The 25,315-nt window shown below is 68.4% G+C and carries 24 protein-coding genes, 1 tRNA gene, 1 other RNA gene and 2 pseudogenes; 8 read left to right on the top strand and 20 right to left on the bottom strand.

The genetic code is table 11. From position 1 onward, the window contains the following. Positions 1-6 precede the first annotated feature (6 nt). From gluQRS to LOK44_RS20040, 12 genes are all read right to left on the bottom strand, one after another. Positions 7-888, bottom strand: a complete 882-nt coding sequence (gene gluQRS, locus LOK44_RS20095) for a tRNA glutamyl-Q(34) synthetase GluQRS (RefSeq protein ID WP_237571869.1) — start codon at positions 886-888, stop codon at positions 7-9. A gap of 20 nt (positions 889-908) precedes the next feature. Further along, the gene (locus LOK44_RS20090; protein ID WP_237571868.1) at positions 909-1,556 is read right to left on the bottom strand and encodes an MBL fold metallo-hydrolase; all 648 of its coding nucleotides are present in this window, start codon (positions 1,554-1,556) and stop codon (positions 909-911) included. A gap of 33 nt (positions 1,557-1,589) precedes the next feature. Beyond that, positions 1,590-2,372: a GntR family transcriptional regulator gene (locus LOK44_RS20085; protein WP_237571867.1), complete on the bottom strand. Its 783-nt coding sequence runs from the start codon at positions 2,370-2,372 to the stop codon at positions 1,590-1,592. A gap of 65 nt (positions 2,373-2,437) precedes the next feature. Then, on the bottom strand, positions 2,438-3,217 hold the full coding sequence (gene fabG / locus LOK44_RS20080; RefSeq protein WP_237571866.1) for a 3-oxoacyl-ACP reductase FabG: 780 nt from the start codon (positions 3,215-3,217) through the stop codon (positions 2,438-2,440). Between the two features lie 30 nt (positions 3,218-3,247). After that, positions 3,248-4,273, bottom strand: coding sequence for a phosphotransferase enzyme family protein (locus LOK44_RS20075; protein ID WP_237571865.1), 1,026 nt, complete (start codon positions 4,271-4,273; stop codon positions 3,248-3,250). After that, complete coding sequence (locus LOK44_RS20070; protein ID WP_237571864.1) at positions 4,273-4,938, bottom strand: microcompartment protein; 666 nt, start codon at positions 4,936-4,938, stop codon at positions 4,273-4,275. The genes LOK44_RS20075 and LOK44_RS20070 overlap by 1 nt, the downstream gene beginning before the upstream one ends. A gap of 9 nt (positions 4,939-4,947) precedes the next feature. After that, positions 4,948-5,229, bottom strand: a complete 282-nt coding sequence (locus tag LOK44_RS20065; RefSeq protein WP_237571863.1) for a BMC domain-containing protein — start codon at positions 5,227-5,229, stop codon at positions 4,948-4,950. 24 nt (positions 5,230-5,253) lie between these two features. Continuing rightward, positions 5,254-5,505: a EutN/CcmL family microcompartment protein gene (locus LOK44_RS20060; protein WP_237571862.1), complete on the bottom strand. Its 252-nt coding sequence runs from the start codon at positions 5,503-5,505 to the stop codon at positions 5,254-5,256. Positions 5,506-5,521: 16 nt separating this feature from the next. Next, positions 5,522-6,025: a hypothetical protein gene (locus LOK44_RS20055; protein ID WP_237571861.1), complete on the bottom strand. Its 504-nt coding sequence runs from the start codon at positions 6,023-6,025 to the stop codon at positions 5,522-5,524. Continuing rightward, a complete protein-coding gene (locus LOK44_RS20050) occupies positions 6,022-6,627 on the bottom strand; it encodes a BMC domain-containing protein (protein WP_163921088.1) in 606 nt (201 codons plus the stop codon). Before LOK44_RS20050 ends, LOK44_RS20055 begins: the two co-directional genes overlap by 4 nt. 3 nt (positions 6,628-6,630) lie before the next feature. Continuing rightward, on the bottom strand, positions 6,631-8,172 hold the full coding sequence (locus LOK44_RS20045) for an aldehyde dehydrogenase family protein (protein WP_237572110.1): 1,542 nt from the start codon (positions 8,170-8,172) through the stop codon (positions 6,631-6,633). Between the two features lie 5 nt (positions 8,173-8,177). After that, positions 8,178-9,506, bottom strand: coding sequence for a class-III pyridoxal-phosphate-dependent aminotransferase (locus LOK44_RS20040; protein ID WP_237571860.1), 1,329 nt, complete (start codon positions 9,504-9,506; stop codon positions 8,178-8,180). 212 nt (positions 9,507-9,718) lie between these two features. Between LOK44_RS20040 and LOK44_RS20035 the strand changes: the two genes are divergently transcribed. From LOK44_RS20035 to LOK44_RS20020, 4 genes are read left to right on the top strand one after another with little or no spacing between them, the layout of a single operon-like run. Then, entirely contained in the window at positions 9,719-11,251 is a 1,533-nt protein-coding gene (locus tag LOK44_RS20035) for an APC family permease (protein ID WP_237571859.1), read from the top strand. A 46-nt stretch (positions 11,252-11,297) separates the two neighbouring features. Beyond that, entirely contained in the window at positions 11,298-13,517 is a 2,220-nt protein-coding gene (locus LOK44_RS20030) for a propanediol/glycerol family dehydratase large subunit (RefSeq protein WP_237572109.1), read from the top strand. After that, a complete protein-coding gene (locus tag LOK44_RS20025; RefSeq protein WP_237571858.1) occupies positions 13,514-13,855 on the top strand; it encodes a diol dehydratase small subunit in 342 nt (113 codons plus the stop codon). The genes LOK44_RS20030 and LOK44_RS20025 overlap by 4 nt, the downstream gene beginning before the upstream one ends. A gap of 2 nt (positions 13,856-13,857) precedes the next feature. After that, positions 13,858-15,552: a diol dehydratase reactivase ATPase-like domain-containing protein gene (locus LOK44_RS20020; RefSeq protein ID WP_237572108.1), complete on the top strand. Its 1,695-nt coding sequence runs from the start codon at positions 13,858-13,860 to the stop codon at positions 15,550-15,552. Positions 15,553-15,771: 219 nt separating this feature from the next. On the opposite strand, the pseudogene LOK44_RS20015 reads toward LOK44_RS20020, so the two are convergent. Beyond that, positions 15,772-16,516, bottom strand: a pseudogene (locus LOK44_RS20015) (MMPL family transporter); the annotation flags it as partial. A gap of 128 nt (positions 16,517-16,644) precedes the next feature. Then, positions 16,645-17,727 (bottom strand): ATP-dependent DNA ligase, encoded by a 1,083-nt coding sequence (locus LOK44_RS20010; protein ID WP_237571857.1) that lies wholly within the window; start codon positions 17,725-17,727, stop codon positions 16,645-16,647. Between the two features lie 176 nt (positions 17,728-17,903). On the opposite strand from LOK44_RS20010, the gene LOK44_RS20005 reads away from it, so the two are divergent. Beyond that, positions 17,904-18,932: an ATP-dependent DNA ligase gene (locus LOK44_RS20005; protein WP_372481285.1), complete on the top strand. Its 1,029-nt coding sequence runs from the start codon at positions 17,904-17,906 to the stop codon at positions 18,930-18,932. Next, positions 18,932-19,981: a non-homologous end-joining DNA ligase gene (gene ligD, locus LOK44_RS20000; RefSeq protein ID WP_237571855.1), complete on the top strand. Its 1,050-nt coding sequence runs from the start codon at positions 18,932-18,934 to the stop codon at positions 19,979-19,981. Before LOK44_RS20005 ends, ligD begins: the two co-directional genes overlap by 1 nt. Positions 19,982-20,064: 83 nt before the next feature. On the opposite strand, the gene LOK44_RS19995 is transcribed toward ligD, so the two are convergent. From LOK44_RS19995 to LOK44_RS19975, 5 genes are all read right to left on the bottom strand, one after another. Then, complete coding sequence (locus LOK44_RS19995; protein WP_237571854.1) at positions 20,065-20,343, bottom strand: hypothetical protein; 279 nt, start codon at positions 20,341-20,343, stop codon at positions 20,065-20,067. Between the two features lie 133 nt (positions 20,344-20,476). Then, positions 20,477-21,541 (bottom strand): NAD(P)H-dependent amine dehydrogenase family protein, encoded by a 1,065-nt coding sequence (locus LOK44_RS19990; protein ID WP_237571853.1) that lies wholly within the window; start codon positions 21,539-21,541, stop codon positions 20,477-20,479. Positions 21,542-21,608: 67 nt separating this feature from the next. Further along, positions 21,609-22,625, bottom strand: coding sequence for a S1C family serine protease (locus LOK44_RS19985; RefSeq protein WP_237571852.1), 1,017 nt, complete (start codon positions 22,623-22,625; stop codon positions 21,609-21,611). An 84-nt stretch (positions 22,626-22,709) separates the two neighbouring features. Next, positions 22,710-23,504 carry a lipid uptake coordinator LucA gene (lucA, locus tag LOK44_RS19980; protein ID WP_237571851.1) on the bottom strand — a complete coding sequence of 265 codons (795 nt, stop codon included), beginning with the start codon at positions 23,502-23,504 and terminating at the stop codon, positions 22,710-22,712. Between the two features lie 78 nt (positions 23,505-23,582). Further along, positions 23,583-23,668 (bottom strand) — tRNA-Ser (locus LOK44_RS19975). A gap of 92 nt (positions 23,669-23,760) precedes the next feature. Between LOK44_RS19975 and ffs the strand changes: the two genes are divergently transcribed. Further along, an RNA gene (ffs, locus tag LOK44_RS19970) (signal recognition particle sRNA small type) lies at positions 23,761-23,855 on the top strand. A gap of 42 nt (positions 23,856-23,897) precedes the next feature. Beyond that, on the top strand, positions 23,898-25,187 hold the full coding sequence (locus LOK44_RS19965) for an aspartate aminotransferase type Ic (RefSeq protein ID WP_237571850.1): 1,290 nt from the start codon (positions 23,898-23,900) through the stop codon (positions 25,185-25,187). Here the strand turns inward: LOK44_RS19965 and LOK44_RS19960 are convergent. After that, a pseudogene (locus tag LOK44_RS19960) lies at positions 25,184-25,315 on the bottom strand (IS481 family transposase); the annotation flags it as partial. The gene LOK44_RS19965 and the pseudogene LOK44_RS19960 overlap by 4 nt on opposite strands.

The raw sequence follows: 25,315 nt of genomic DNA, 5'->3' as shown, positions 1-25,315 counted from the left end.
TTCTGCTCACCCAGCCCGATATACCCACGGCTCGCGCGGCAACCGTGCCGGGTCGAACTCGGCGAGCATGCCGGCCACGGTGGTCGCGGAGTAGCCCAGTGATTCGGCGATCAGAGCCGTCGCGCGGTCGGCGTCGATCTCGGCGAGCGTCACGGCGCCGTCCCGCTTGGCCAGCCGCTTGCCGTCGGGGTTGAGGACGAGGGGAACGTGGGCGTACGTCGGCGTCGGCAGCCCCAGCAGCGTGCCGAGGTAGGCCTGCCGCGGGGACGAGGACAGCAGGTCGTCACCGCGCACCACCTGATCGACGGCTTGGGCGCTGTCGTCGACGACGACGGCCAGGTTGTAGGCGAACACGCCGTCACCGCGGCGCAGCACGAAGTCGTCGACGACGCCGGTGTACTCGCCGTGCAGCACGTCGGTCACCGTGTAGGCGTCGACCGACGAGCGCAGGCGCAGCGCAGGGGGGCGGCCCGACGCCGCGGCACGCTCGGCCCGCTCGGCGGCGGTGAGGTCGCGGCAGGTGCCGGGGTAGGCACCCTCGGGAGCATGCGGTGCGCGAGGCGCCGCGAGGATGTCCCTTCTGCTGCAGAAGCATTCGAAGACCAGGCCACGCGAGGCCAGCTCGTCGACGGCTGCCTGGTACCGGGCCGCGTGAGCGGTCTGGTGCTCGGGCGGCTCGTCCCACGTCAGTCCGATCGCGGCGAGGTCGGCGACCTGGCGCGTCGCCACCTCGGGGAAGGTCCGGTCGTCGAGGTCCTCGATGCGGATCAGGAACCGGCGGCCGGTGGAACGGGCGAACAGCCATGCCAGCACGGCAGTGCGCAGATTGCCCACGTGCAGGTCGGCCGACGGGCTGGGGGCGAACCTGCCTGCGGGGTCGGGCGCCATGCCCGCAATCTAGTCGCCCGCTAGGCGGACGCCGACGACGACAGCCGCTCCCGCGCCTCGGCCACGCAGTCCGCCCACTCCCCGCCGGTCACGTGGACGGCCGTCTCGCTCGGAAAGGCGCTGGAGATCACCAGATCCGGCGTCAGCGTGGCCAGGGTGCGCAGGCTGTCGGCCAGGGTCGCGGCGTCGCTGATGGGCGGGATGTATCCGGCCGTCCAGATGCCGTCGTCGCCGAGGAAGATCGTGTCGCCGGTGAAGAGGTAGGTCTGGCCGTATGCCCCTGGCACGAGGTAGCAGGTGCTGCCCGGCGTGTGCCCCGGAGTGGGGATCACCTCGATGCCATTGGCGTCGACGTGACGCGAGGACAGCGGCACGTCGACGTGGGCATGCGCGCCGATGTCGGCGAGTTCAGCTGCGGGAGCGTGCAATCGGACGCCGAACCGGGCGCCGAGACGCGCCAGCATCGGGCCTGCCTCGTCGCGGTGCGAGAGGTACTGGTGGCTGACGCCGCCGAGCCGGTCGATGCCGTCGAAGTCGTCTTCCGTTGCGGTGCCGTAGAACAGCACATTGCCCGCGGGACCGCCGGTCCACAGGTAGGCGTGCGTGGTCAGGCCGGGGAAGGGATTGTCGATCCGGGTCTCCCACAGATCTGCTCGTATCGGTTTCATGCCCTCACCCTGCAACCTCAACCGCGGTCGAGGTCAACTGGCCTTGTTCCGCGTCTCCTGGCTCTGCAGGGCGACGGTCGCCGTGTCCACCGAGGACTGCACGCCGACGCCGCGCCCCTGCACCGTGACCGCGAGACGGGTCCGGTCGCCACGGAACAGGTCGCGGGAGAACTCGCACGGCGCGCCGTGCTGGTCGTAGGTGATGCGGGTGATGAGTAGCAGTGCCGAGCGCGGCTTGATGCCCAGCAGCGTGGCCTCCTCGGCCGTGGCGTTGACCGCCTCGATCCGCTCGTCGGCCCGCGCGGTCACCAACCCGTAACGCTCCTCCAGTATTTCGTAGATAGAACCACCCAGCTGCTGTTCCAGTAGCCCGGGGAACGCGTCGGCGCGAAACTGCGCGAGTTCGAGCGAGATCGGCGACCCGTCGGCCAGTCGTACCCGCTGGATCTCGACGACGAAGTCGTCTGCTCCGACGCGCAGTGCCTGCTGGGTGGCGCGCTCGGGCGCGGTGATCTTCGTGGACAACACCCGGGTGCCTGCCACGTAACCCTGGTTGGCCAGGAACGCCGGCACCCCGACCACGTCGGAGAGGCTGCGCTGCACCTGGGCGTGGCTGATGAAGATCCCGCCTGCCCGGCCGATGACGCGGTCGACCAGCCCCGCCTCCTCCAGCGCGGCGAGCACCTGCCGGAGGCTGGACCGGCTGGTGCCGTAGCGGTCGGCCAGTTCGCGTTCGCTGCCGAGCTTGGTGCCCGGCTGCCCGGCATTGATGTCGGCAACGATCCGGCGCCGCAGTTGTTCGGTTGGCGTCGGCACCGAACCCCCTCCCGAACGATTTGGTACGACCAATTCTAGGGGATGGCTCGCCATCCGCGGGGCAACTACATCTCGGCGAGTGCTTCGGCGGATTCCGGGAGGATCTGGCCACCGTCGACGATCAAGGTCTGACCCGTGACGTACGAGGCCTCCTCGGTGGCGAAGAACAGCGCGGCGTTGCCGATGTCGGTCGCGCTGCCGAGTCGGCCTGCCGGGATCGCCTTGGCCATTTGGTCCATGTATTCCTGGCCATTTCCGATCAGGCCCTCGGTGACGATGTTGCCGGGCAGCACCGCGTTCACCGTGATCTTCTTCGGTGCGAGCTCCATTGCTGCGGTGCGCAGGAAACCCAGTTGTGCGGCCTTGCTGGCACCGTAGTGCGACCAGCCGGGGTAGCCAGTGACGGGTCCGGTGATCGACGACGTGACGATCACTCTGCCGTGGCCGCTGGCGGTGAGCGCCTCCATCGCCGCCTGCACGATGTACACGGTGCCCTTGAAGTTGACGCCGAGCACCTGCTCGAGGTCGTCGGGCGTCAGGTCCTCCAGCCGCCCGAACGGGAAGATGCCCGCGTTGGCGCACACGATGTCGAGCCCACCGTGCCGCTCCACGGCGGTTGCGACGACACGACGGCATTCCTCGGGGCTCGCGACGTCGGCCGACACGCCGCTGACTGCGCCGGGCCTGCCCGCGAGGGCATCGACGCAGGAGTCGACGTCGGCCTGATTGCGGCCGGTGAGCACGACGTTGATGCCCGCATCGGCGAACGTCTCGGCGATGCCCCGCCCGATTCCCTTGCTGCCGCCGGTGATGACGGCGGTACGGCCTTGCAGTGAGGTGAACATGGGTCCCTCTTTCGATTCGTGGCGGGTGGGTCAGGCCAGGCGTTGGCCGTTGAAGGTGAGGTACCGCTCGGCGAGGGCGCAGCTGCCCTCGGCGTAGGTGATCGACATGGCCTGCGACTCACGCGAATGGCTGTGCGAGCCCATCCACGCCAGCAGCAGCAGTCTGCGCAGCAACACGAAGCTCGGGAGCATCGCCTCGTCGGATGGTGCGAGTGGGCGCCGTGATCGGTAACCCGACACCCAGGCCTCCTGCCACTCGGGCACGGCGGGGTCGTCCTCGAAGAAGGACACGGCGGTGCCGAAGTCGTAGAAGTACCAACCGAATCCGCAGTCGTCGAAGTCGATCACGGTGATGGTGTCACCGTCGACGAGCAGGTTGGCCAGGCGCAGGTCGGCGTGGACGAGGCCGAACGTGTCCGGGCCCGTTCCGTAGTCGGCCAGCCGCTGCCCGAGCAGCTGCGCGGCACGGCCGAGCGTGACGGCCTCGGACTCGCCGACGCCGACGGCGTCCTGCCAGCGGCCCCAGCGCGGGGTATCGCCGAGACTGTGCTGCCAGTCCCAGGAGAACCTGCCGAAGCTCTCCGGACGCGTCCACGACCGCGAGTGGTCGTGCAGCGAGGCGGTGATGCAGCCCAGCGTGTGGAAGTCGTGGACCGTCAGCGTCTCCTCGTCGGGTTCGACGCCTGCCACCATGTCGAAGTGCACGACGTGGCGAGCGGTGCCATCGTGCTCGACCGTCACGACGCGTTGCCCGTCGCGAGTGGGCAGCACCGTGGGGACGGTGACGTCGCTGTCGCGCCGCAGCGCCTCGAGCCAGTCCAGTTCGGACTCGATCTCGTGGCGCCGGTGGTAGTCCTTGCGGTGCACCCGCAGGATCGACTTGTCCCCGGTGGTCGCGTCCTCGACTGCGTACGTGGCGTTCTCGGACAGGTTGAGCAGCCGCAGCCTCGACTCTGGCGAGATGTCGTAGGACGCCAGGGCGAGTTCGGCGACCTCGACGTCGTCGGCCACGAAGGTCGCCTCGGGTCGAGGGTCTTCCATCTCTGGTGCGTCCATCAGTGGTCCCGTCCCTCGATGCCGGCCAACACCTCCGTGATGCGGTCCCTGGCCGCGGTGACGTCGCCGGTGCTTCCGCCGATGTACAGCCTGCCCGCCGCACCGATCATCTGCACGTCGACGAGTGTGAGGCCGGGGGCGACCCGTTCGGCCTCGTTCGCCGCGACGGCCGCGAACAGCGCAGGCGTCATCTCGTAGACCAGCAGCGACTGGCCGGGCAGCACCATGGATGCCTGCCGGGTGCGGTTGATGATCACCGCGTGCTGATCGGTGATGTCCTCGATGATGTCGTGGTAGAGCACTCGCGGACGCAGTTGATCGGCAGCCGCGTTGCCCGTGCCCGCCAGAATCGCCTCACCGGCCCGACGGACGTCGGACAGATCGGCGGAGTGGATCTCCAGCACGCCGAATTGCCGCTCCACATACAGGATTCCGGGTGAGATGCCGGGCACCTCCCGCAGCGCGAGGTCGATCACCCGCTCGATCGCCAGGGCGGGGGACACCTCGACGATCAGTGCGTGCTCACCGGCGTACGGCGGATATCCGCGGGCCCGGGTCGGAGTCCCGAGATACGCGGCGAACTGCTGCTGGAGATCCTCGACCAACAGGTAGACGCGGATGTCGGTCCGCGTTCCCGTGCCGGTCGCGGTGTCGATCGCGGCCATCGAGCAGGACTACTGGGCTGCGAGCGAGAAGTGCGCGCCGAGTTCGCTGTGGGGGCGCGGGATGACGTGCACGCTGATGAGTTCGCCCACCTGCGAGGCGGATTCGGCACCTGCCTCGGTGGCGGCCTTGACCGCGCCCACCTCGCCGGTGACGATGACGGCGACCAGGCCGTCGCCCACCTGCTGGCGGTCGGTGATGGTCACGTTCGCTGCCTTGACCATCGCGTCCGCGGCGGCGAGTGCCGCGACGTAGCCCTTGGTCTCGATCATTCCGATCGCGTTGCTGGCCATGGTGTTTCTCCTTCGTGGTGGTGGTTACTTGGTGGAATCGGGGTCGATGGAACCGATGATGAGGGCATCTACCGGGGGCGGTGTGCCGGTGAACCAGCCGGCCGCCACCGAGCCCTGCGCCACCAGGACCTGCTCGCCGACGCCGCTGCCGAGGACGTCGAACGCGATGAGGCGAGACCCGGCGCCATCGACCTCGACCTCGAGGAATGCGCCGGGAGGTACGCCGTCGATGCGGCGGGTCGACCAGACCTGGCCGGTGACGGTTCCCCGGATCATCGTGGCTCCTCGGTGATCATGTGCGCTCCTTCTGAATGGTGAGGCCGAGCGCGCGGGCGCGTTCCCGCGCGAGCGGGGTGAGCACGGCCCGCGGCCCGAGTACCAGCGTTGCCCCGGTGTCGGCGATTTCGGCGACGTGGCGTTCGGTGACGGCGCCGCGCTCGATCCGGCGCGTCGACCCGCCGGAGCCCCGGTGCGTGCCCGCCAGGCGGAAGTCGAGCCTGCCGTTGCGCAGGTCGGCTCGCGTCTTGGGGTTCTCGAACAGTCGCAGCAGCGTCCGCACGAAGGCGTCGAGATCGGCGTCCGAGCCGATCCGCACGGTCTCGGTGCGGCGGCGCTCGTCGGCGGCCAGCGGGCCCGTCGGAACGGGCCCGACCGGTGCCGGGGCCGGGGTGGCGACCGGCGTCGGCGCCTTCGGCGGTGGTGCGGATTTCGGTGCCTGCGGCGCCAGATCGCGGACGGCGTCGCGCACGACCTCCCTGACCAGGAGACGCAATTGCTCGCGGTCGAAGGACGTCACGACCCGCTCCGTCGCAGCGCATCCTCGGCGGCGGCGGCCGCCTGCCGGACGTCGGCCTCGGTGCCGGACAGGTAGACCCGGCCGGTCGCACCGATCATCCGGAAGTCGACGACCTTCACGTCAGCTGCCTTCTCGGCCTCGTTGGTGGCCAGGATCGCGTACGACGCGGGGGCCACCTCGAGTACGTAGAGCGACTCGCCGGCCAGGACCATCGACCCGATCTTGTTGCGGTTGATCAGGAATGCGTGCTGCCGGTCGACGCTCGAGATGATGCGCGAGGCCAGGATCGTCGGGGACGTGGCCGAGTCGGCGCTGCCGCCCAGTTCGTCGAGGGCCGCATCGGCGGCGGCCTTGACCGATCCCGTCTCGCCGTGGAATTCCAGGTAGCCGAACTGGCGCTCTACTACGAGGACACCGGCCATGACGTCGGCGTGCTTGAGGGCGACGTCGGTGACGCCCTCGATGTCCAGACCCGGCGCCACCTCGATGATCTGGGCCGCCATGTCGGCGCGGGGCAGGGCACCCTTGATCCAGGTGCCGAGGTACGACATCGTCTGCGGCTGCAGCCTGTCGATGAAGATGAACGAACGTAGTTCAGCCACGGGTCACCTCTTGATCAGTTGAGCGAGTTCTTCGACGACCAGCGCGCGCAGTTCGGCCCGCAGCGCCTCGATCCCCGGGTCGTTGGACCGGGCAGCGGTCGGACGGGCGTCGCGGCGCACCGGCTGTGGCACGGCACCGGAGTCGTTGGACGCCAACGGGTATGCGGGAACCCGACCGGCGGGTGTCCGCCATGGTGAGATACCCGAGAAGCTCGGCATCACCACGCCGGCGTCGGCGTTGTAGGCGATCCGGGTGTGGTTGATTAGATTGTGCGGCTGCAGGTTCTCACCGATCGCGCTGCGTCCGACGAAACCCGTGCCGATCGTCATCGACGGCGCGAGGTTGGTGTCCAGTCCAGAGCTTCCGGTGCTGTTTCCGACGTTGACCGACACCCGCAGGACCGGCACCTGCGCGGCGAAGTCGGTGATGACGCGCGGGTCCTCGCTGTGGATCGCCGCCGAGTGCCCGGCTCCGGCGATCCTGACCACGGCGCGGGCGGCGCGGATGCCGCGATCGGGTCCCACCACGGTCGTCATGCCGAGGACGGGGCAGAGCTTCTCGTGGGTGAGCACCTCCTCGCCGACGACGTCGGTGAAGGGCGCGATCAGCAGCCGGGTCTTCGGCGTCACCCGTAGGCCGAATTGCTCGGCGATCCACGCTGCCGACCGGCCAACCACGTCCGTGTTGAGCTTCCCGCCGGGGAACATGAACTGCCGCAACCGATGTGCGCCGTCATCGTCCAGGATGTGCGCGCCATTGCGGGTGAGTGCCGCACTGAGCTTGCCCGCGACCGCCTCCTCGACGATCAGCACGGATTCGTTGGTGCACAGCACCGAGTTGTCGAACGCCTTGCTGTCGACGATGCGACGGGCCGCGGCCTCGACGTCCGCACTGGCGTCGACGAAGACCGGCACGTTGCCCGGCCCGACCCCGAGCGCGGGATTGCCCGACGAGTACGCGGCCCGCACGACCCCGGTGCCGCCGGTGGCGACGATGACGTCGGTGCGTTCGTCGGCCATGAGGGCTTCGACGAGGGGGATGGACGGTTCCTCGACCACCGACACGATGCCGTCGGGGGCTCCGGCGCTCACTGCGGCCTCGGCCAGCACGCGCACCGCGTCGACGGAGCACTGCCGGGCGCGGGGGTGCGGCGCGACGACGACCGCGTTGCGGGTCATCAGGGCGAGGATCACCTTGAAGTAGATCGTCGACACCGGGTTGGTGGTGGGCGTCAGCGCGAGGACCACGCCTGCGGGACGGGGAATCTCGACGATCTTGCGGGCGTGGTCGACGGTGGGGGAGACGAAGTCCTCGCCGCGGTAGTAGTCGACGATGCCGCGCGAGCAGGCGCGGTTCTTGCGCACCTTGTCGGCGACGACGCCCATGCCGGTCTCGGTGACCGCGGCTGCGGCGAAGCGTTCGGACTCGGCGTAGGCGGCGTCGGCGACTGCCGTCACGATCGCAGCGACCGCCGTCTGGTCGTACTCGGCGTATGCGGCCGCAGCCCAGCGCGCACGCTCGAGCAGGTGGCTCACCGCAGGCATGGTGCTCACGACTTCCTCCGTCCAGTGGGCGGGGTCATTCCCCGGGTCGCTCCGCTCCTGCCCGCCGAGTTGCGCGCGAACTCGCGCGCCGCCCCGACCGCCACGTCCAAGCGATCCAGGACGTCCTCGCACAGGTCACGGCTGAGCAGTAGACCCGGCTTGAACTGCAGCACACGGGGATCGAGTGTGGAGAAGATCGCCCACACCCCCCGCTCGTAGAGTTCGCGCATCACGAACTTCGCGCCCTCGGGGTGATCGAACTCGAGTCCGATCACCACGCCGTTCTGTCGAATGCCGATGAACCAGTCCGGGTAGTCGGCCTGGATGCGGGCCAGTCCCTTGGCGAAGATGTCGGCGATGTAGTGCACCGACGACCGCACCTCGGGCCTACCGCTGATCTCGAGGGTCTTGATCGCTGCGACGCAGCCGAGTTCGGCGCCACCGAAGGTGGAGATGTGGCCGAACCCGTCCTGGTCGAGCCATTGGGCGGCGCGGTCGCCGAGCATCGCCGCAGTGATCGGGTACATGCCGCCCGAGAGGCCCTTGCCCGCGACCATGATGTCCGGTTCGATGCCGTGCTTGGTGATGGCCCACATCTCGCCCGTGCGCATCAGACCGGTCTGGACCTCGTCGGCGATGTAGAGCGCGTCGTAGCGGACGCATAGGTCCTTGACCGCCTCGAGGTATCCCGGCGGGGGCAGGGGGAAGCCGTACGTCGCCGGGATGGTCTCCATGATCACGGCGGCGACGTCGCGACCGCGCACGGCCTGTTCCATCGCGTCCACGTCGCCGAATGGAACCTGGATGAACTCGTCGGGCTGGTCGGAGAGGAACAGTTTCGCGAACCGATCGTCGCCGGTGGCCACCGCGAGCCCGGTATGCCCGTGATAGGCCTTCACGATCGAGACGATCTTGCGGCGCTGGGTGGCGTGGCGGGCGCTCTTGAGCGCGATGTCGATGGCCTCGCCACCGCCGGAGCCGAAGGCCACCTTGCTGATCGACGCCGGTGCGGACTCGACGAGCCGCTGCGCCAGCGCGGTGCGGGCGACCGACGGGAAGTGGTGGTTGCCGACGTCGAAGTGCGCCATGCCGTCGATGAGTGCTTGCATCACTTCGGGATTGCGGTGACCGAGGTTGTAGGTGCCGCCGTTGAGGTGCATGTCGATGAGCCGGCGGCCGCTCATGTCCCAGAGGAAGTAGCCCTCCCGGCGGTCGATGACCAGATCGACCCCGGCGTCGGTCCAGAACTGCGTCTTGTCCGGGTTCCAGAACGTCTTCGCCCGTTCCAACACCTGGGTCTTGGACTCGAACGAGAATGTGCCGTAGTCGTACACGAGACTCCTGTGGTGAGTTCGTTGGGCTGCGTCGAACTCACCCTAAAATGGTCGGACCATTTATGTCAATGGATACCATTGGCCGAAAAAAGGTCGCCGTTCCGGTTGCGGAGTCTATTTGGTAGTGCCAATATACGTTGGTCGGTTGTGGGTTGGACCACACCAGAGCCATGCCCGACTCCTACCGTTCACTTGGAAGGCATCCGGAATCCATGACCGATCAAGTCGTTTCGCGCGAAGAAAACACGGGTGACTCCGTCCAACGGCTCAAGCGGAACGCCGTCGGAACCCTCGGGGTCATCTTCATGGCCGTCGCGACGGCCGCCCCCATCACCGCAATGGTCGGCAACGTGCCGATCGCAGTCGGCTTCGGAAATGGTTCGCACGCGCCGGCCGGATACATCGTCGCCACCGTCGTGCTGGGGCTCTTCGCCATCGGCTACGCCACCATGGCCAAGCACATCACCACGACCGGTGCGTTCTACGGCTACATCTCCCACGGCCTGGGCCGCGTCGTCGGCATGGCCAGCGGCCTGCTGATCACGATGGCCTACATCGTCTTCGAGGCGTCGCTGATCGGCATCTTCTCGTTCTTCTTCAAGAACTTCCTGTCGTCGCAGTTCGACGTCGAGATCCACTGGATCATCCCGGCGCTGCTGATGCTGGCGCTGAACGCGATCCTCACCTACTTCGACGTGAACCTGACCGCCAAGGTGCTCGGCGTCTTCCTGGTCACCGAGATCATCATGCTGTCGCTCGGCGCCATCGCGGTGCTGGTCAAGGGTGGCGGGCCCGACGGCTTCGCCATCGCCGAGACGCTCAACCCCATCGGGGCGTTCACCCCTGCGGCCATCGCGGGCGCCAGCGCCGGCCTCGGCCTGTTCTTCGCGTTCTGGTCGTGGGTCGGCTTCGAGTCGACCGCCATGTACGGCGAGGAGTCCAAGGACCCGAAGCGGATCATCCCCCGCGCCACGATGATCGCCGTCCTCGGCGTCGGCCTCTTCTACGTGTTCGTGTCGTGGATGGCCATCGCGGGCACCGGCCCGCAGCAGTCGATCGAACTCGCCCAGAGCGCGGACACCTCCTCGGAGATATTCTTCGGACCGGTCCGCGACACCTACGGCGAGTGGGCCATCACGCTGTTCAACATCCTGCTGGTGACCGGTTCGTTCGCCTGCGGCATGGCATTCCACAACTGTGCCTCGCGCTACCTCTACGCACTCGGTCGCGAGGGTCTGTCCAAGGGCCTGCAGAAGACGCTCGGCGCAACGCATCCGACCCACGGGTCGCCGCACATCGCGTCGTTCGTCCAGAGCGGCATCACGCTGGTGCTGATCCTGGCGTTCTTCGCCGCGGGCATGGATCCGTACGTGCACATGTACACGCTGCTCGCGATCCTCGGCACCATGGCCATCCTGATCGTGCAGTCGCTGTGCGCCTTCGCGGTGATCGCGTACTTCCACTTCCACAAGAACCACCCGTCGAGCGCGCACTGGTTCAAGACGTTCCTGGCACCACTGCTCGGTGGCCTCGGCATGCTGTACGTCGTGTACCTGCTGTGGGAGCACAAGGACGCTGCCGCAGGCGCGGCGTCGGGCACCCTGCTGTTCAAGCTGACGCCGTGGATCGTGGTCGGCCTGTTCGTCTTCGGTGCGGGCATGTCGCTGTACTTCAAGCTGCGTGACCCGCGGCGCTACGACCTGATCGGCCGGGTCGTGTTCGAGGACAACGAGATCCGCGACTGATCGTCGTCGATCAGGGAAGGGGTTCGCCGTGAGCGAGTTGGGCCGCATGAAGGTGCTCAACGCCAAACCGGTCAACCTCGACGGGTTCAGCGTCGCCGACGCCGACCTCGGCCTGATCGCAATGCGCAGTCCCCAAGACCCCTCCCCGTCGCTGCTCGTGCGCGACGGGGAGGTGCTTGAACTCGACGGCAAGTCCGTCGCCGAGTTCGACGTGATCGACGAGTTCATCGCCCGCTACGGCATCGATCTCGCGGTCGCGGACGAGGCGATGGCACTCGACGACGCCGTGCTGGCCCGCATGGCCGTCGACGTCAACGTGTCGCGGGCGGAGGTGGTGCGGCTGATCGGCGGCACCACCCCGGCCAAACTCGCTCACGTCGTGGCGCTGCTCAGCCCCGTCGAGATGCAGATGGCCATGACCAAGCTGCGTGCCAGGCGTACCCCGAGCAACCAGGCCCACGTCACCAACCAGCTCGACGATCCGCTGTTGATCGCCGCCGACGCTGCGAGCGCAGTGGCCTACGGCTTCCGCGAGGTCGAGACGACGGTGCCCGTGCTCGGTGACGCTCCGTCGAACGCCGTGGCACTGCTGATCGGCAGCCAGGTCGGGACGCCGGGGGCGATGGCGCAGTGCTCCATCGAGGAAGCGCTCGAACTACGACTCGGTCTGCGCGGCCTCACCAGCTACGCCGAGACCATCTCGATCTACGGCACCGAGCAGGTGTTCGTCGACGGTGACGACACCCCGTTCAGCAAGGCGATCCTGACGTCCGCGTACGCATCCCGGGGCCTCAAGATGCGCGTCACCAGTGGCGGTGGCGCCGAAGTGCTGATGGGCGCGGCCGAGCGGTGCTCGATCCTCTACCTCGAATCGCGGTGCGTGTCGCTGGCGCGGGCACTGGGTTCCCAGGGCGTGCAGAACGGCGGCATCGACGGTGTGGGCGTCGTGGCATCGGTGCCCGAGGGCATGAAGGAACTGCTCGCCGAGAACCTGATGGTCATGATGCGCGACCTCGAGTCGTGTGCGGGCAACGACAACCTGATCTCCGAGTCGGACATCCGGCGAAGCGCGCACACCCTGCCCGTGCTGCTGGCCGGTGCCGACTTCGTCTTCTCCGGATTCGGGTCGATCCCGCGCTACGACAACGCCTTCGCGCTGTCCAACTTCAACTCCGACGACATGGACGACTTCCTGGTCCTGCAACGCGACTGGGGCGCCGACGGCGGCCTGCGCACCGTCTCGGCCGACCACCTCGAGGCGGTGCGCCGCCGTGCGGCGCGTGCCGTGCAGGCCGTCTACCGCGACCTGGGGCTCGCCGACTACGACGACGACCGCGTCGAGGAGGTGGTGTTCGCCAACGGGTCCCGCGATCTACCGCCCGGGCACCCGAAGATCGTGGCCGAGGCAGCCGCCTCGATCGAGGCCCGGCAGCTGACGGTCTTCGACGTGATCGCCTCGCTGCACCGCACCGGTTTCGGCGACGAGGCCCAGGCGATCACGCGGCTCACCGAGGAGCGGCTGCGCGGCGACCAGTTGCAGACCTCGGCGATCTTCGACGACGAGTTCCGCGTGCTGTCCAAGCTGACCGACCCCAACGACTACGCAGGTCCCGGAACGGGTTACGCGCCGACCGCGCAGCGGCAATCGGAGATCGACGGAATCCGGCAGGCCCGCACGTCGTCGGAGCTGACCGCCGATCAGGCCGAGCACCACGGGCACGTGATCGTCACCGACGTCGAACCCGCACGCCAGGGCAGCGACCCTCGCGAGGTCTGCATCGGACTGTCGCCGGCGTGGGGCCGCAGCGTCTGGCTCACGCTGTGCGGGCTGACCGTCGGCGAGGTGCTCCGGCAGATCTCGGCCGGTCTGGAGGAGGAGGGATGCGTGCCCCGCCTGGTGCGGGTGCGCTCGACCATCGACGTCGGACTCATCGGGCTGACCGCTGCGCGACTGTCCGGCTCGGGCATCGGGATCGGCCTGCAGGGCAAGGGCACGTCGCTGATCCACCGGCGCGACCTGGCGCCGCTGGCCAATCTCGAATTGTTCAGCGTGGCACCGCTGTTGACGGCGGGCATGTACCGCGATCTGGGCAAGAACGCGGCCCGCCACGCCAAGGGGATGGCGCCCGTGCCGATCTTCACCGGCGGCACCGACGAGTCGATCTCGGCGCGGTACCACGCCCGCGCCGTCGCACTGGTGTCCCTCGAACGCCAGGCGTGCGAGCCCGGCGAACCACCCGTCACCATCGAGGTGCGCCGGCCATGACGGGCGAACGCGTCGACATCACCGTCGAGAACGCCGTCGACGGCAAGCTCGGCCTGTCGGACCTGCGGATGGACCCGGCGGTCCTGGCACACCAGGCCGTGGTGGCCGAGGAGGGCGGCAATCCGCAGCTCGCCGAGAACTTCCTGCGCGCAGCCGAACTCGCCACCATCGACGACGAGGACGTCATGGCGCTCTACGAGGCGCTGCGTCCATACCGGTCGACGGCGAGCCAGCTCGACGAGCTGAGAGCGTCGCTGGAGGCGCGGGGCGCGGCCCGCTGCGCGGCGCTGGTCGAACAGGCCGCGACGGTGTACGCCCGGCGGGGCCTGTTGCGTTGACCGTGCTGGCCGGCATCGACGTCGGCAACCACACCACCGAGATCGTCCTCGCCCGCGTCGTCGACGGGTCGGTGACACCGCTCGCGCACGGCCAGGCACCGACGCGCGGTCGCAAGGGGTCGCGGGACTCGTTGCACGGCGCCGCAGCGCTGCTGCACAGGATCGAAGTGGACGCGGGCATCGCCGCCGACGAGCTGGTGCTTTCGGCATTGCGTCCCGTCGACACCTCGACCGCACCGCTGCCACCGGCCACCTCGCCACGTGCGCCGGTGCGAAGCCTGCGCAGACCGGACGCCAGCACCCCGGCCGGCGCGGGATACGGGGTGGGCAGGCACGTACCGCTGGCCGAGCTCGCCGACGACGTGACCGCCGGCCCGATCGTCGTATCCGTCGACGACGCAACGGACTTCGAGGATGCGGCCCGCACCATCACCGAGGCGGTGCGACGTGGCAGGCGCGTGGTCGGGGTCGTCGTCGCCCAGGACGACGCCGTGCTGATCCGCAACCGCATCCCGGTCGACGTCCCCGTCGTCGACGAAGCGGACGTGAATGTGCCTGCCGGTGCGCTGATCGCCGTCGAGGTGGTCGAGGAGGGGCGCTCCTACCGAGCGATGGCCGACCCCATCGCGCTGTCGGCCGCGCTCGGCGTCGAGCACGGCGCGATCCACGACGTCGCGGAGTTCTGCCGAGAACTGGCCGATGCCTCGGCCATCGCCGTCACCCTTCGCACCGAGCCGCCACCGCAGCCCGCCGTCGACGACGACTACGTCGACTGCCTGGTCGACGGTGAGGTGGTGCGCTACACCCCGGCCCAGGCGCATGCGGTCCTGCGCCTGGCACCGCCGGGCTGCGTGACGCACATCAGGCTGCGCGCCGTGCCGACCGCCGAACACGGCATCGCGGTCTCCGACGCGTTCTTCACCGACCTCGCGACGATCGACGACGGGGCCTGGCTGCGGCGCGGCGTCGCCGACGCGCGCGGCACCGTCGTCGCCATGCTCGCCGCCGACGAGGTGTCCGATGCGGCGGTCACGATCGCCGAGCTGACGGGTCGGCCCGCCCGTACGCTCGCCACCGAGCCGGAGGCCGCGGCATGGGGCGCCCGCACCACGCCGGGCCTGCCGCCGGATTCGGTGGTGTGCGACATCGGCGGCGGCACCATCGATCTCGTCGGAAAGAGCGGCACGGTCGTTGCCGCGGGAGCGGGGGAAACCATCACGGTGGCCGTCGCCCGGGTGCTCGGGATCCCGCGGGCGCTCGCCGAGCAGGTGAAGCGCACGCCTGCGATCCGGGTGGAGGGTCCGCACGTCGCGCACGAGGAGGATGGCCGCCGCGTCTTCCTCGACTCGCCCGCGGCGTCCGAGGCGATCGGCAGGTTGTGCACCCGCGGCAGCGCGGGCCTGGTGCCGTTCTCGAATCGGCTGGCCGCCGAGGAGTGGCGCAGCCTGCGGTTGGCGATCAAGCGGCAGACGATCGCCGCGAACATCGCCCGGTGTCTACGGGCGTTCGACACCCCGCCGACCGCACTGGTGCTCGCCGGCGGTGGCGCGATGGACGACGAATTGCTGCGTGCGGTCGCCGAGGCGTTGCGCAGCGTGCCGATCGCGGTGGGGCGCGCCGACGTCGACGGCGTGCACGGTCCCCGCTACGCCGTGGCAAGCGGTTTGGTGCACCTCTACGCTGCGGGCAGTGGCTAGCCTCCCACTCGGCACAGCGCGCCCGTCACACGAGTCACAACAGTCACCGCGCGGGCCGGCCTCGTCGACCCGCACTTGTTCCACCTGGCCAGCGAATCGATCACGATCGTTGACTGCCGATGACCATGGCAGTCGGCAATTCGCTCGTCAGGCGGGACAGTCGTAGTTCGGTCGGGCCAAGCCGTTCAGGGACTTCTGTGGCTGGTGTGACGCGGCGCGTCACACCGGCTTGTCGTCCGGTTCCCGGCCCAGCAGATCGCGCACCGCGCGTCGCGGCCCGTAGGGGCGCAGCATCTGGCTGGCAGGCCTGGTGCGGACGATCTGCGGCCACCAGAACCAACGGCCGAGCAGCGTCGAGATGGCGGGCGTCATGAACGATCGCACGATCAACGTGTCGAACAGCAGGCCTAGGCCGATGGTGGTGCCGATCTGCCCGAGCACCACCAGATTGCTGAAGACGAACGACGACATGGTCGCGGCGAACACCAGCCCCGCGGTGCCGGTCTTGAGTCCAGCACCCACCTCCTCCTGGAGCCGGGAGATCAGCAGCAGGTTGTAGCCAGCGCCGACCGCGAGCAGCAGAATGATGCCCAATGGCACGACGATCCAGTACAGCGGGATGCCGAAGATCTACTGCCACACCAGAACCGACAGCCCGATCGACGCACCGCGCGACGGTTCCCACGATGACCAACGCCGCGACGATGCTCTTGGTGATGAACATCATGATGAGCAGGATCAGCGCCAATGCCGCCAGCGCACAGATGATCAGGTCGTACTTCGCACCGTCCTGAATGTCCTTGTAGGAGGACGCGGTACCGGCCACGTAGATGCTGGCATCGGACAGCGGCGTCGCCTTGATCGCGCCGAACGCGGATTTCTTGGTGGCGTCGATGTGCGAAATGCCGTCGGGAGTGGCCGGATTGGCCTCGTGGGTGATCGTCATGCGCGCCGCCTGGCCGTCACCGCCTCCAGCGTCAGCCGCTCGTAACCGTTGTCCTGCAACAGCGCAAGCGCCGCGGCGAGCACCTCGGCCGGAGCCACGTGGCCCACCCTAGATGCTGGGCAGCGCGCGGGGCACCGTCGAGGCCCTCACCGCCTGGTCGACCCGAGCCCCGGCACGATGTCGTCGAGGTCGAATACCACCGGCTGCTCGAGTTGCTCGAAGGTGCACGACCGCGGATCGCGATCGGGCCGCCACCGGTTGAATTGCGGTAGATGCCGGAATCTTTGGCCCTCCATGTGGTCGTAGCGCACCTCCACGACGCGCTCGGGACGCAACGGCACGAACGACAGATCCTTGCCGGCATTCCACCGCGATCCCGCATTCCGCGGTGTCGGACTTTCGACCGCATGGCCGCCCCAGTTCCACGGGTGCTCGTCGAATGGCACTACCAGCGGCTGCAATTCGGCCAACAACGTGCGCCGGGTGGCCATCGGGAACGCGCCGATGACGCCAACGGACGCGAGGTCGCCCGCGTCGTCGTACAGCCCCAGCATCAGTGAACCGACCGCATCGGCACCCGACTTGTGCAGGCGATAGCCCGCCACCACGCAGTCGGCGGTGCGAGCGTGCTTGATCTTGAACATTATTCGCTTGTCGGGCTGATAGGTGATGGTCAGCGGCTTGGCGATCACGCCGTCGAGGCCCGCGCCCTCGAACTCGTCGAACCAGCGGTGTGCGGTTTCCAGGTCCATCGTCACCGGCGTCAGGTGAAACGACGGCCCCGAAGCCGCCAGCGCCTGCTCGAGCGCAGCGCGCCGCTCGCCGAACGGCCGTGCCGTGAGGTCCTCGTCGCCGATCGCCAGCAGGTCGAACGCGATGAACGCCGCCGGTGTCTTCTCGGCCAGCATGCGCACGCGTGACGACGCCGGATGCATGCGCAGTTGCAGCGCGTCGAAGTCGAGGCCCTCGGCACCCGCGACCACGATCTCACCGTCGACCACGCAGCGAGGGGGCAGCTCGGCGAGGGCTGCGGCGACGAGTTCGGGGAAGTAGCGCGTCAGCGGCCGCTCGTTGCGGCTGCCGAACTCCACCTCGTCACCGTCGCGGAAGCAGATCGACCGGAACCCGTCCCACTTCGGCTCGTAGGAGAGCGCGGGCGGGCCGGTGGGGATGTGCGGGACCGACTTCGCCAGCATCGGCGACACCGGGGGCATGACGGGAAGGTGCACCGGCCCATTGTCGCGCCCTGGTGATGAGTTTCCCCGCGATGGGTAGTCCACCTACCGCGAGCAGACACCAACTCGCACTCAGCAGGGGCAACCCGTGCGATTTGGCGTCTGCTCGCGGATGTGTTGACTCGTGAATCAGGATGGACACCGTGCCCTTCACCGCAGACCTGCCGGTCATGCCGCCCGTGGAACCGATGCTGGCCAAGGCCGCTGCCAAGGTGCCCGACGACCCCGGCGTCTGGTCGTACGAGCCCAAGTGGGACGGTTTCCGCGCGCTGGTGTTTCGCGACGGCGATGAGGTGATGCTGCAGTCGCGCAACGGCAAGGATCTGGGCCGCTACTTCCCCGAACTGCTCGAGTCGCTGCGCGAGGAACTGGCGCCACGCTGCGTCCTCGACGGCGAGATCGTGGTGCCCCGCGAGATCGACGGCCGTACCAGGCTGGACTGGGAATCACTCAGTCAACGCGTCCACCCCGCCGCGAGCCGGGTAAAGCTGCTGTCGCAGCAGACGCCCGCCCACTTCATCGGCTTCGACGCGCTGGCCACCGGCGACCGGTCGCTGCTCGCCGAACCGTTCCGGGTGCGGCGGCAGGCGCTGTCGGAGTCGGTGCACGAGAAGACGTGGTGTCACGTCACCCGCATCACCGAGGAGGCCGAGCAGGGCGCGCACTGGCTGACGACGTTCGAGGGCGCAGGCCTCGACGGCGTGATCGCCAAGCGCCTCGACGGCCGCTACCTACCCGGCAAGCGCGAGATGGTGAAGGTCAAGCATGCCCGCGACGCGGACTGCGTGGCGATCGGCTACCGCATCCACAAGAGCGGCGAAGGCATCGGATCGGTTCTGCTCGGGCTCTACCGCCCCGACGGTGAACTCCAAATGGTCGGTGGTGCAGCGTCGTTCACCACGAAGGACCGGCTGAAGATGCTGGCCGAACTCGAGCCGTTGCGTGAGGGCGACCAGGTCCACGATGGCGAGCCGTCGCGCTGGAACTCTGCGGCCGACAAGCGGTGGATACCGATCCGGCCCGAGAAGGTCTGCGAGGTGGCCTACGACCAGATGGAGGGCGCAGGCAGCGCGGGCGAGCGCTTCCGGCACGCCGTGAAGTTCGTCCGCTGGCGCCCCGACCGCGACCCGGCGAGTTGTACCTTCGATCAGTTGGACACACCGCTGAACTACGACCTCGCCGACGTCTTGGAGTCCTGATGGCAACGCCTGCAACCGAAGTGGACGTCGACGGTGTGATGGTGCGCCTGACCAATCCCGACAAGCCCTACTTCCCGAAGCTCGGCGCCGCGGGAACCAAGGGCAAGCTCGTCGAGTACTACCGCGCCGTCGCCGAACCGATGGTGGCGCTGCTGCGTGACCGTCCGACGCATCTGCAGCGCTTCCCCGACGGCATCGGCGGCGAGGAGATCTACCAGAAGCGGTTGCCGGTGAAGCGCCCCGACTACCTGGAGAGTTGCACCGTCACGTTCCCGTCGGGCCGCACCGCCGACGCACTGAAGGTGACGCACCCGTCGGCGATCGTGTGGGCGGCGCAGATGGGAACCGTGACCCTGCACCCCTGGCAGGTGCGCTGCCCCGACACCGAACACCCCGACGAGCTGCGGATCGACCTCGACCCGCAGCCCGGCACGGGTTTCGTCGAGGCCCGAGAGATCGCGGTCGACGTGCTGAAACCGCTGCTCGACGAGCTGGGCCTGGTCGGTTACCCGAAGACCTCCGGCGGTCGCGGCGTGCACGTGTTCATCCGGATCAAACCCGACTGGGACTTCATCGAGGTCCGGCGAGCGGGCATCGCGTTGGCGCGCGAGGTGGAACGGCGGGCGCCGGACGCGGTGACGACGTCGTGGTGGAAGGAGGAGCGCGGGGAGCGGTTGTTCATCGACTACAACCAGAACGCCCGCGACCGGACGTTCGCGTCGGCGTACTCGGCGCGGCGCACGGAACTCGCGACCGTCTCGACGCCGCTGTCATGGGACGAACTCGCCGACGCCGACCCCGACGACTACACGATCGTCACCGTGCCCGACTTCGTGGCGGGGCGACCCAACCCCTGGGCGAACATCGAGGACGTGGCCCACTCGATAGACGGGCTGCTGGACATGGTGAAGGCCGACGAGGAGGAGCGCGGGCTGGGCGACCTGCCGTACCCGCCGAGCTATCCGAAGATGCCCGGCGAGCCGCCGCGCGTGCAGCCGAGCAAGAAGGTGGACGCCCACTGGGACGCTGACGGCAACGCCGTCAAATAAGCGGTGACGGCAACGCCGTCAAGTAGGCAAGTGACGGCAACGCCGTCGAATAGGCAGCGACGGCAACGCCGTCAAATAGGCGCCTAGCGCATCGCGAGGAGCATGCGGTCCGGCGTGCGGGTCATCCACGACTCGGGGACCGTGGCCGGCTTGCGCCATGACCTCGCGGCAGACCACACGGCCACCGAACTCATCTCGATGACGCCGACCAGCAACAGCGGCCAGAACAGTCCGCCGGCGACGGCCAGAGCAAAGGTTCGCCCCGCCGGGATGCCGGTCTCGCACAGCCGTCGTGCCGCCAGGTAGGCGACGGCTGTGCTGACCGTCCACCCACCCAGGTAAGCCAGCACCCACGTCGCCATCAAGACCCAACTCCCTTGCCGAGTGATCTCCGTCTCATGCAATGTAACCACGGGTCAGGGGCTCAACAAGCAGGTTCCCTCGCCCGGCCGGCCATGTCGAGCGTCGGCAAACGCCCTGGCTACGGGCTATTCGTTAGCTGGCAGCAACTACGCCGCGGGGCAGCGTCAGCGTCAGATCGTTGTAGGTCGCGATGCCCGGCTCGGCGGCCACGACCGCGGAGATGGCGTTGATCGCCGGCATCGCGGTCATGATGTGCCCGAGGACCATGAATTCCTCGAGCGTCGTCGCCTCGAAATCCGGGGGAGGTAGGAAGCTGATGACGTTCTTCACCGTCGGCCTGCCGTCGACCTGGAGCACCCAGCCGTCCTGCTCGATCTTCCAGTCCGGCTCGAGCGTCTGACCCTTCCGCCAGCGAACGTTGATTTCGACGACGGTCTTACCTGCGAGGACGCCCTTCCAGCTGGCGTACACCCCGGCGACGCAGCCCGCGGGAATGGTCCAGGAGCCGAGGTCGAGGTCGGCGGTGGTCTGCGCGTACTCCGCATCGCAGCGCACTTCGTCGAGTTCGACGCCGAGCGCATCTCCGATCAGACGCACTGCCTCGCCGAATACGCCGGTGCCCCGAGTCGTCATCGTCGGGAGTTCGGGATCGTCGATCGGCCTGCCGAAGCCCACCGGCTTCTCGGTGGCGGGCGAATCGTAGAAGGTGGTGTCGGCCGCTTCGTCGATCGTCACCTTGTCGACCCGGTCGCAGATACTTGCCGTCAGAATCGCCAGCAAGTTGATGTAGCCGGGACTGATTCCCGACCCGAACATGGTCGAGCCGCCGCGCGCGCAGGCCTCCGCGATGCGATCGCGACCCTCGCCCTGGTTGTGTCCGGTGATGAACGAGGCCGTCGCGACGACATTGACGCCAGCGGAGAGGATCGTCACCAGTTCGTCGACGTCGATCCACATCGGGTTGTAGACCACGCAGTCGGGCTGCAGTTTCAGCAACGCATCGACGTCGTTGGTCGCCGCGACGCCGAGCGGCTCGATACCGGCCAGCTCGCCGGCGTCACGGCCGACCTTGTCCTGCGACCACGCGTAGAGGCCGACGAGTTCGAGGCCCGGGTTGGCGGCGATCGCCGCGACGGAACTCTTGCCGACGTTGCCCGTCGTCCATTGGACGACGCGGAGGGGAGTGTTGTTTGGCACTCGCTCAGCATAGGGACGCGGTGTGGCGACGAACGGGAATCCGCGAGATCTCCGAACCCGGCCCCGACTACGAGGTGAGCGTCGCCTTGCCGTTGATCTGCTGACCCGCCCGGTCGATCCACACCAGGTCGACGACGTCGCCCGGGTAGTGCCGATCCAGCACGTTGGTCAGCGTCGTCGCGGAGTCCACCGGCGCGCCGTCGAGGCTGATCAGCACGTCGCCGTTCTGCAGTCCGGCCGCCTGGGCAGGCCCGCCCGGGATCACCTCGCGCACGATCACGCCGTTCACCGACGGATCCTGGTCGCCTGTGCTGACGCCGACGCCGAGGAGCGTCGGGCGCCCGATGTGGACGCTGTCGGAGCGCACGCCTGCCCTGATCTGACCGGCCGTCGCGAGCGCGTCGTTGATCGGGATCGCGAAACCGGCACCGCCGGGGCCCATGCGGAAGTTCACGGTCGCGGCGGTCGTCACGCCGACCACGCGGCCGGACGAGTCGACCACCGGTCCGCCCGAGTCGCCCGCCCGCACGGGTGCCGCGAATTCGATCAATCCGGTCATCTGCTCGAAGCTGCCGGTGAGTTCGTCCTTGGCGCTGATCGAGCGGCCGAACCCCGTGACAGTGCCTGCCTCGTTGGTCAGCGGGCCGCCGCTGCCGCGGGCATTGCCCAGCGCAACGACGGGTTCGCCCTCCCTCAACGTCGAGGAGTCGCCGATGGCGGCGGTGGGCAGGCCGCCGGCGCCACGCAGCTGCAGGACGGCGATGTCCCTGGTCCTGTCGTAACCGACCAGGTCAGCCGTGAACGACCGGCCGGCCACCGTGGCCGTGATGGTGTCCGCGCCCGCGACGACGTGATAGTTGGTAACGACCGCACCGTTCGGGTCGATGACGAAACCGGTTCCGGAACCGATCGCCCCCTGGTACTCGATGGTGGTGTCGATGCGGACCGTCGCAGGCTCCACGGCCAGGATGGCCGAGGTGAGGTCTGCCGGTTCCGCATGGGCCGCCGTCGGTGCCACCAGCGACAGGGTCATCGCCAACAGTGCACCGAGGACGAGCTGCCATCGGAAGAGGATTCTGGTCATGCGCCGCCTTCGACTCGCTGGATCCCGCGCCTACTCCATGGTGCAGGCAGCACGGCCAGCTGTCGACGAGGGCGTCTCGGCTGGTCAGTCGTCGAGGGCTACCCCGCCGCGATTGCGGCGAAACAGCCCTGACGAGGGCTTACCGGTCGCGCGGCGATTGCGCAGCCTGCCACCGGATTCCCCGGAGTCCTTGTCGCTCTCGAGTTCCCCGGCGTTACCGTCGGCGTCGGGCGCCGTCTCATCAGACCCATCGGTCGCTGCGGTCACTGCGGTCGCGTCGGCCTCGGTGTCGGCGGATTCGGTCTCCGCCGGCGTCTCGTCGGCTGATGCATCGGTGACCTCGGTGGTCTCGGTATCCGCGGTCTCGATCACTGGGGCGGACGCCGCGTCCTTGCCCCGGCCGCGGCCGCGGCTCGACGCCTTGGGCTTGGTCTTGAGCGGCTTCGGCGGTGGTGGCGGCAGCTCAGCGAGGTAAGCCAGGTAGAAGGCCAGCGCACCGAGGAGGGCGATGGCGGCGGCCGCACCGTAGACGCCGAACAGCCATTGGCCGACCTCGTCGAGGCTCAGCCAGATCTCGCTGACCGCCGCTCCCGCGATGAGCAGTGCGGCGAGCACGTGCAGTGCGATCGACCCGACGCGCAAGGTCAGGGCCAGTTGCGGGGTGCCGTACTCGGGCTTGCGGGAGCGCAGCCACGTGAACACGACGGGCAGCGCGGCCAGGCCGATCAGCACGGCGCACAGGATCCGCATCGCCGTGCCGAGCGTGGAGTTCCACTCACCGGTCAGCTCATACCAGCGGGGCAGCACGAAGAAGAAGTACAACCCACCTGCAATGACCAGGAACGATGCGTGCCACAGGATCGCGATCCAGCGCCGCATGCTCCTCCTCGAGTCAGGTGTCGTTCGGTATCCGGAGTGCGACCGGCGAGTCCGCCGATCGCACCCCGAATCCGAGTGCGGAGGATAGGGGATTTGAACCCCTGAGGGCTATTAACCCAACCCGCGTTCCAGGCGAGCGCCATAGGCCACTAGGCGAATCCTCCGCGGGCCATGGTAGCCGACCCCGCCGGTCGCTCCCACCAGTCGACGGCGTCTGCACCCGTCGAGCCCGATCTGCCCGGGTACTACACTCGTCTGCGGACCCCGCGCGGCGTCCATCCTGTGAACTCCCCCAGGGCCGGAAGGCAGCAAGGGTCAATGGGCTCTGGCGGGTGCGCGGGGTCCCCTTCTCTTCAGGGCCGCCAGGCCCGGTTTCGGTGAAAGGCGCGCGCCGTGTCGTTTGAATCCCTCGGCCGCGACGAACTGCAGGCGCAGCACGAACTGCAACGACGCAACTACGCCGAACTGCAGGCCAAGAAACTGGTCCTCGACCTCACCCGGGGCAAGCCATCGCCCGCGCAGCTGGATCTGTCCAACGCCCTGCTGACGCTGCCCGGCGAGGACTTCCGCGACGGTGACGGCACCGACACCCGCAACTACGGCGGTCTGCACGGACTGCCCGAGCTGCGGGCGATCTTCGGGGAGCTGCTGGGCATCCCCGTGCCCAACCTCATCGCAGGCAACAACGCGAGCCTCGAGATGATGCACGACGTCGTCGTGTTCTCCCTGCTGCACGGCGGCGTCGACTCGCCCCGGCCGTGGATCGAGGAACAGCGCGACGGCACCGGCATCAAGTTCCTGTGCCCGTCCCCCGGTTACGACCGGCACTTCGCGATCACCGAGAGCTACGGCATCGAGATGGTCCCCGTGCCGATGCACGAGGACGGTCCCGACGTCGACCTCATCGAGGAACTCGTCGGGGCGGACCCTGCCATCAAGGGCATGTGGTGCGTACCGATGTACGCGAACCCGACGGGTGCGACCTACTCCTGGGAGAAGGTGCGCCGCCTGGTTCAGATGCGCACCGCCGCAGCCGATTTCCGCCTCTTCTGGGACAACGCCTACGCCGTGCACACGCTGACCCACGACTTCGACCGTCAGGTCGACGTGTTGGGCCTGGCCGCGGCCGCCGGGAACCAGAACCGGCCGCTGGTGTTCGCCTCCACCTCGAAGATCACCTTCGCGGGCGCGGGCGTGAGCTTCTTCGGCGGCTCGCTGGGCAACATCGCCTGGTACCTGCAGCACGCGGGGAAGAAGACGATCGGCCCCGACAAGGTCAACCAGTTGCGCCACCTGCGGTTCTTCAAGGACGCCGACGGCGTACGCCTGCAGATGCAGCGCCACCAGGAGCTGCTGGCGCCGAAGTTCGCGCTCGTCGCGGAGATCCTCGCCGATCGGTTGGGGGAGTCGAAGATCGCCTCCTGGACCGACCCGAAGGGCGGGTACTTCGTCAGCCTCGACGTGTGGCCGGGAACGGCCAAGCGCACGGTGGCGCTGGCCAAGGACGCGGGTATCGCGGTGACCGAGGCCGGAGCCTCGTTCCCGTACCGAAAGGATCCGGACGACAAGAACATTCGGATCGCCCCGACGTTCCCGTCGCTGCCGGACCTGCGCGAGGCGATCGACGGCCTGGCGACGTGCGCGCTGCTCGCCGCGACCGAGTCGCTGCTGGCGCGCGACTAGGTGTACTGACCTGAGAGGTTAGGTACGCGGCTGGCGGGTGGTTGACCCCCGAGTGCTGTGTGGCCGCGGTGGTAATTGTAGGTGTGCAGCCATCGTGGGTATTCGGCGCAGCGTTCGGCGTCGCTGGT

The sequence above is a fragment of the Mycolicibacterium lacusdiani genome (assembly GCF_021916785.1).
GTDB lineage: Bacteria > Actinomycetota > Actinomycetes > Mycobacteriales > Mycobacteriaceae > Mycobacterium > Mycobacterium lacusdiani.
The sequence above is the reverse complement of the archived record's forward strand: the minus strand, read 5'-3'. Positions and strand labels throughout refer to the sequence as shown.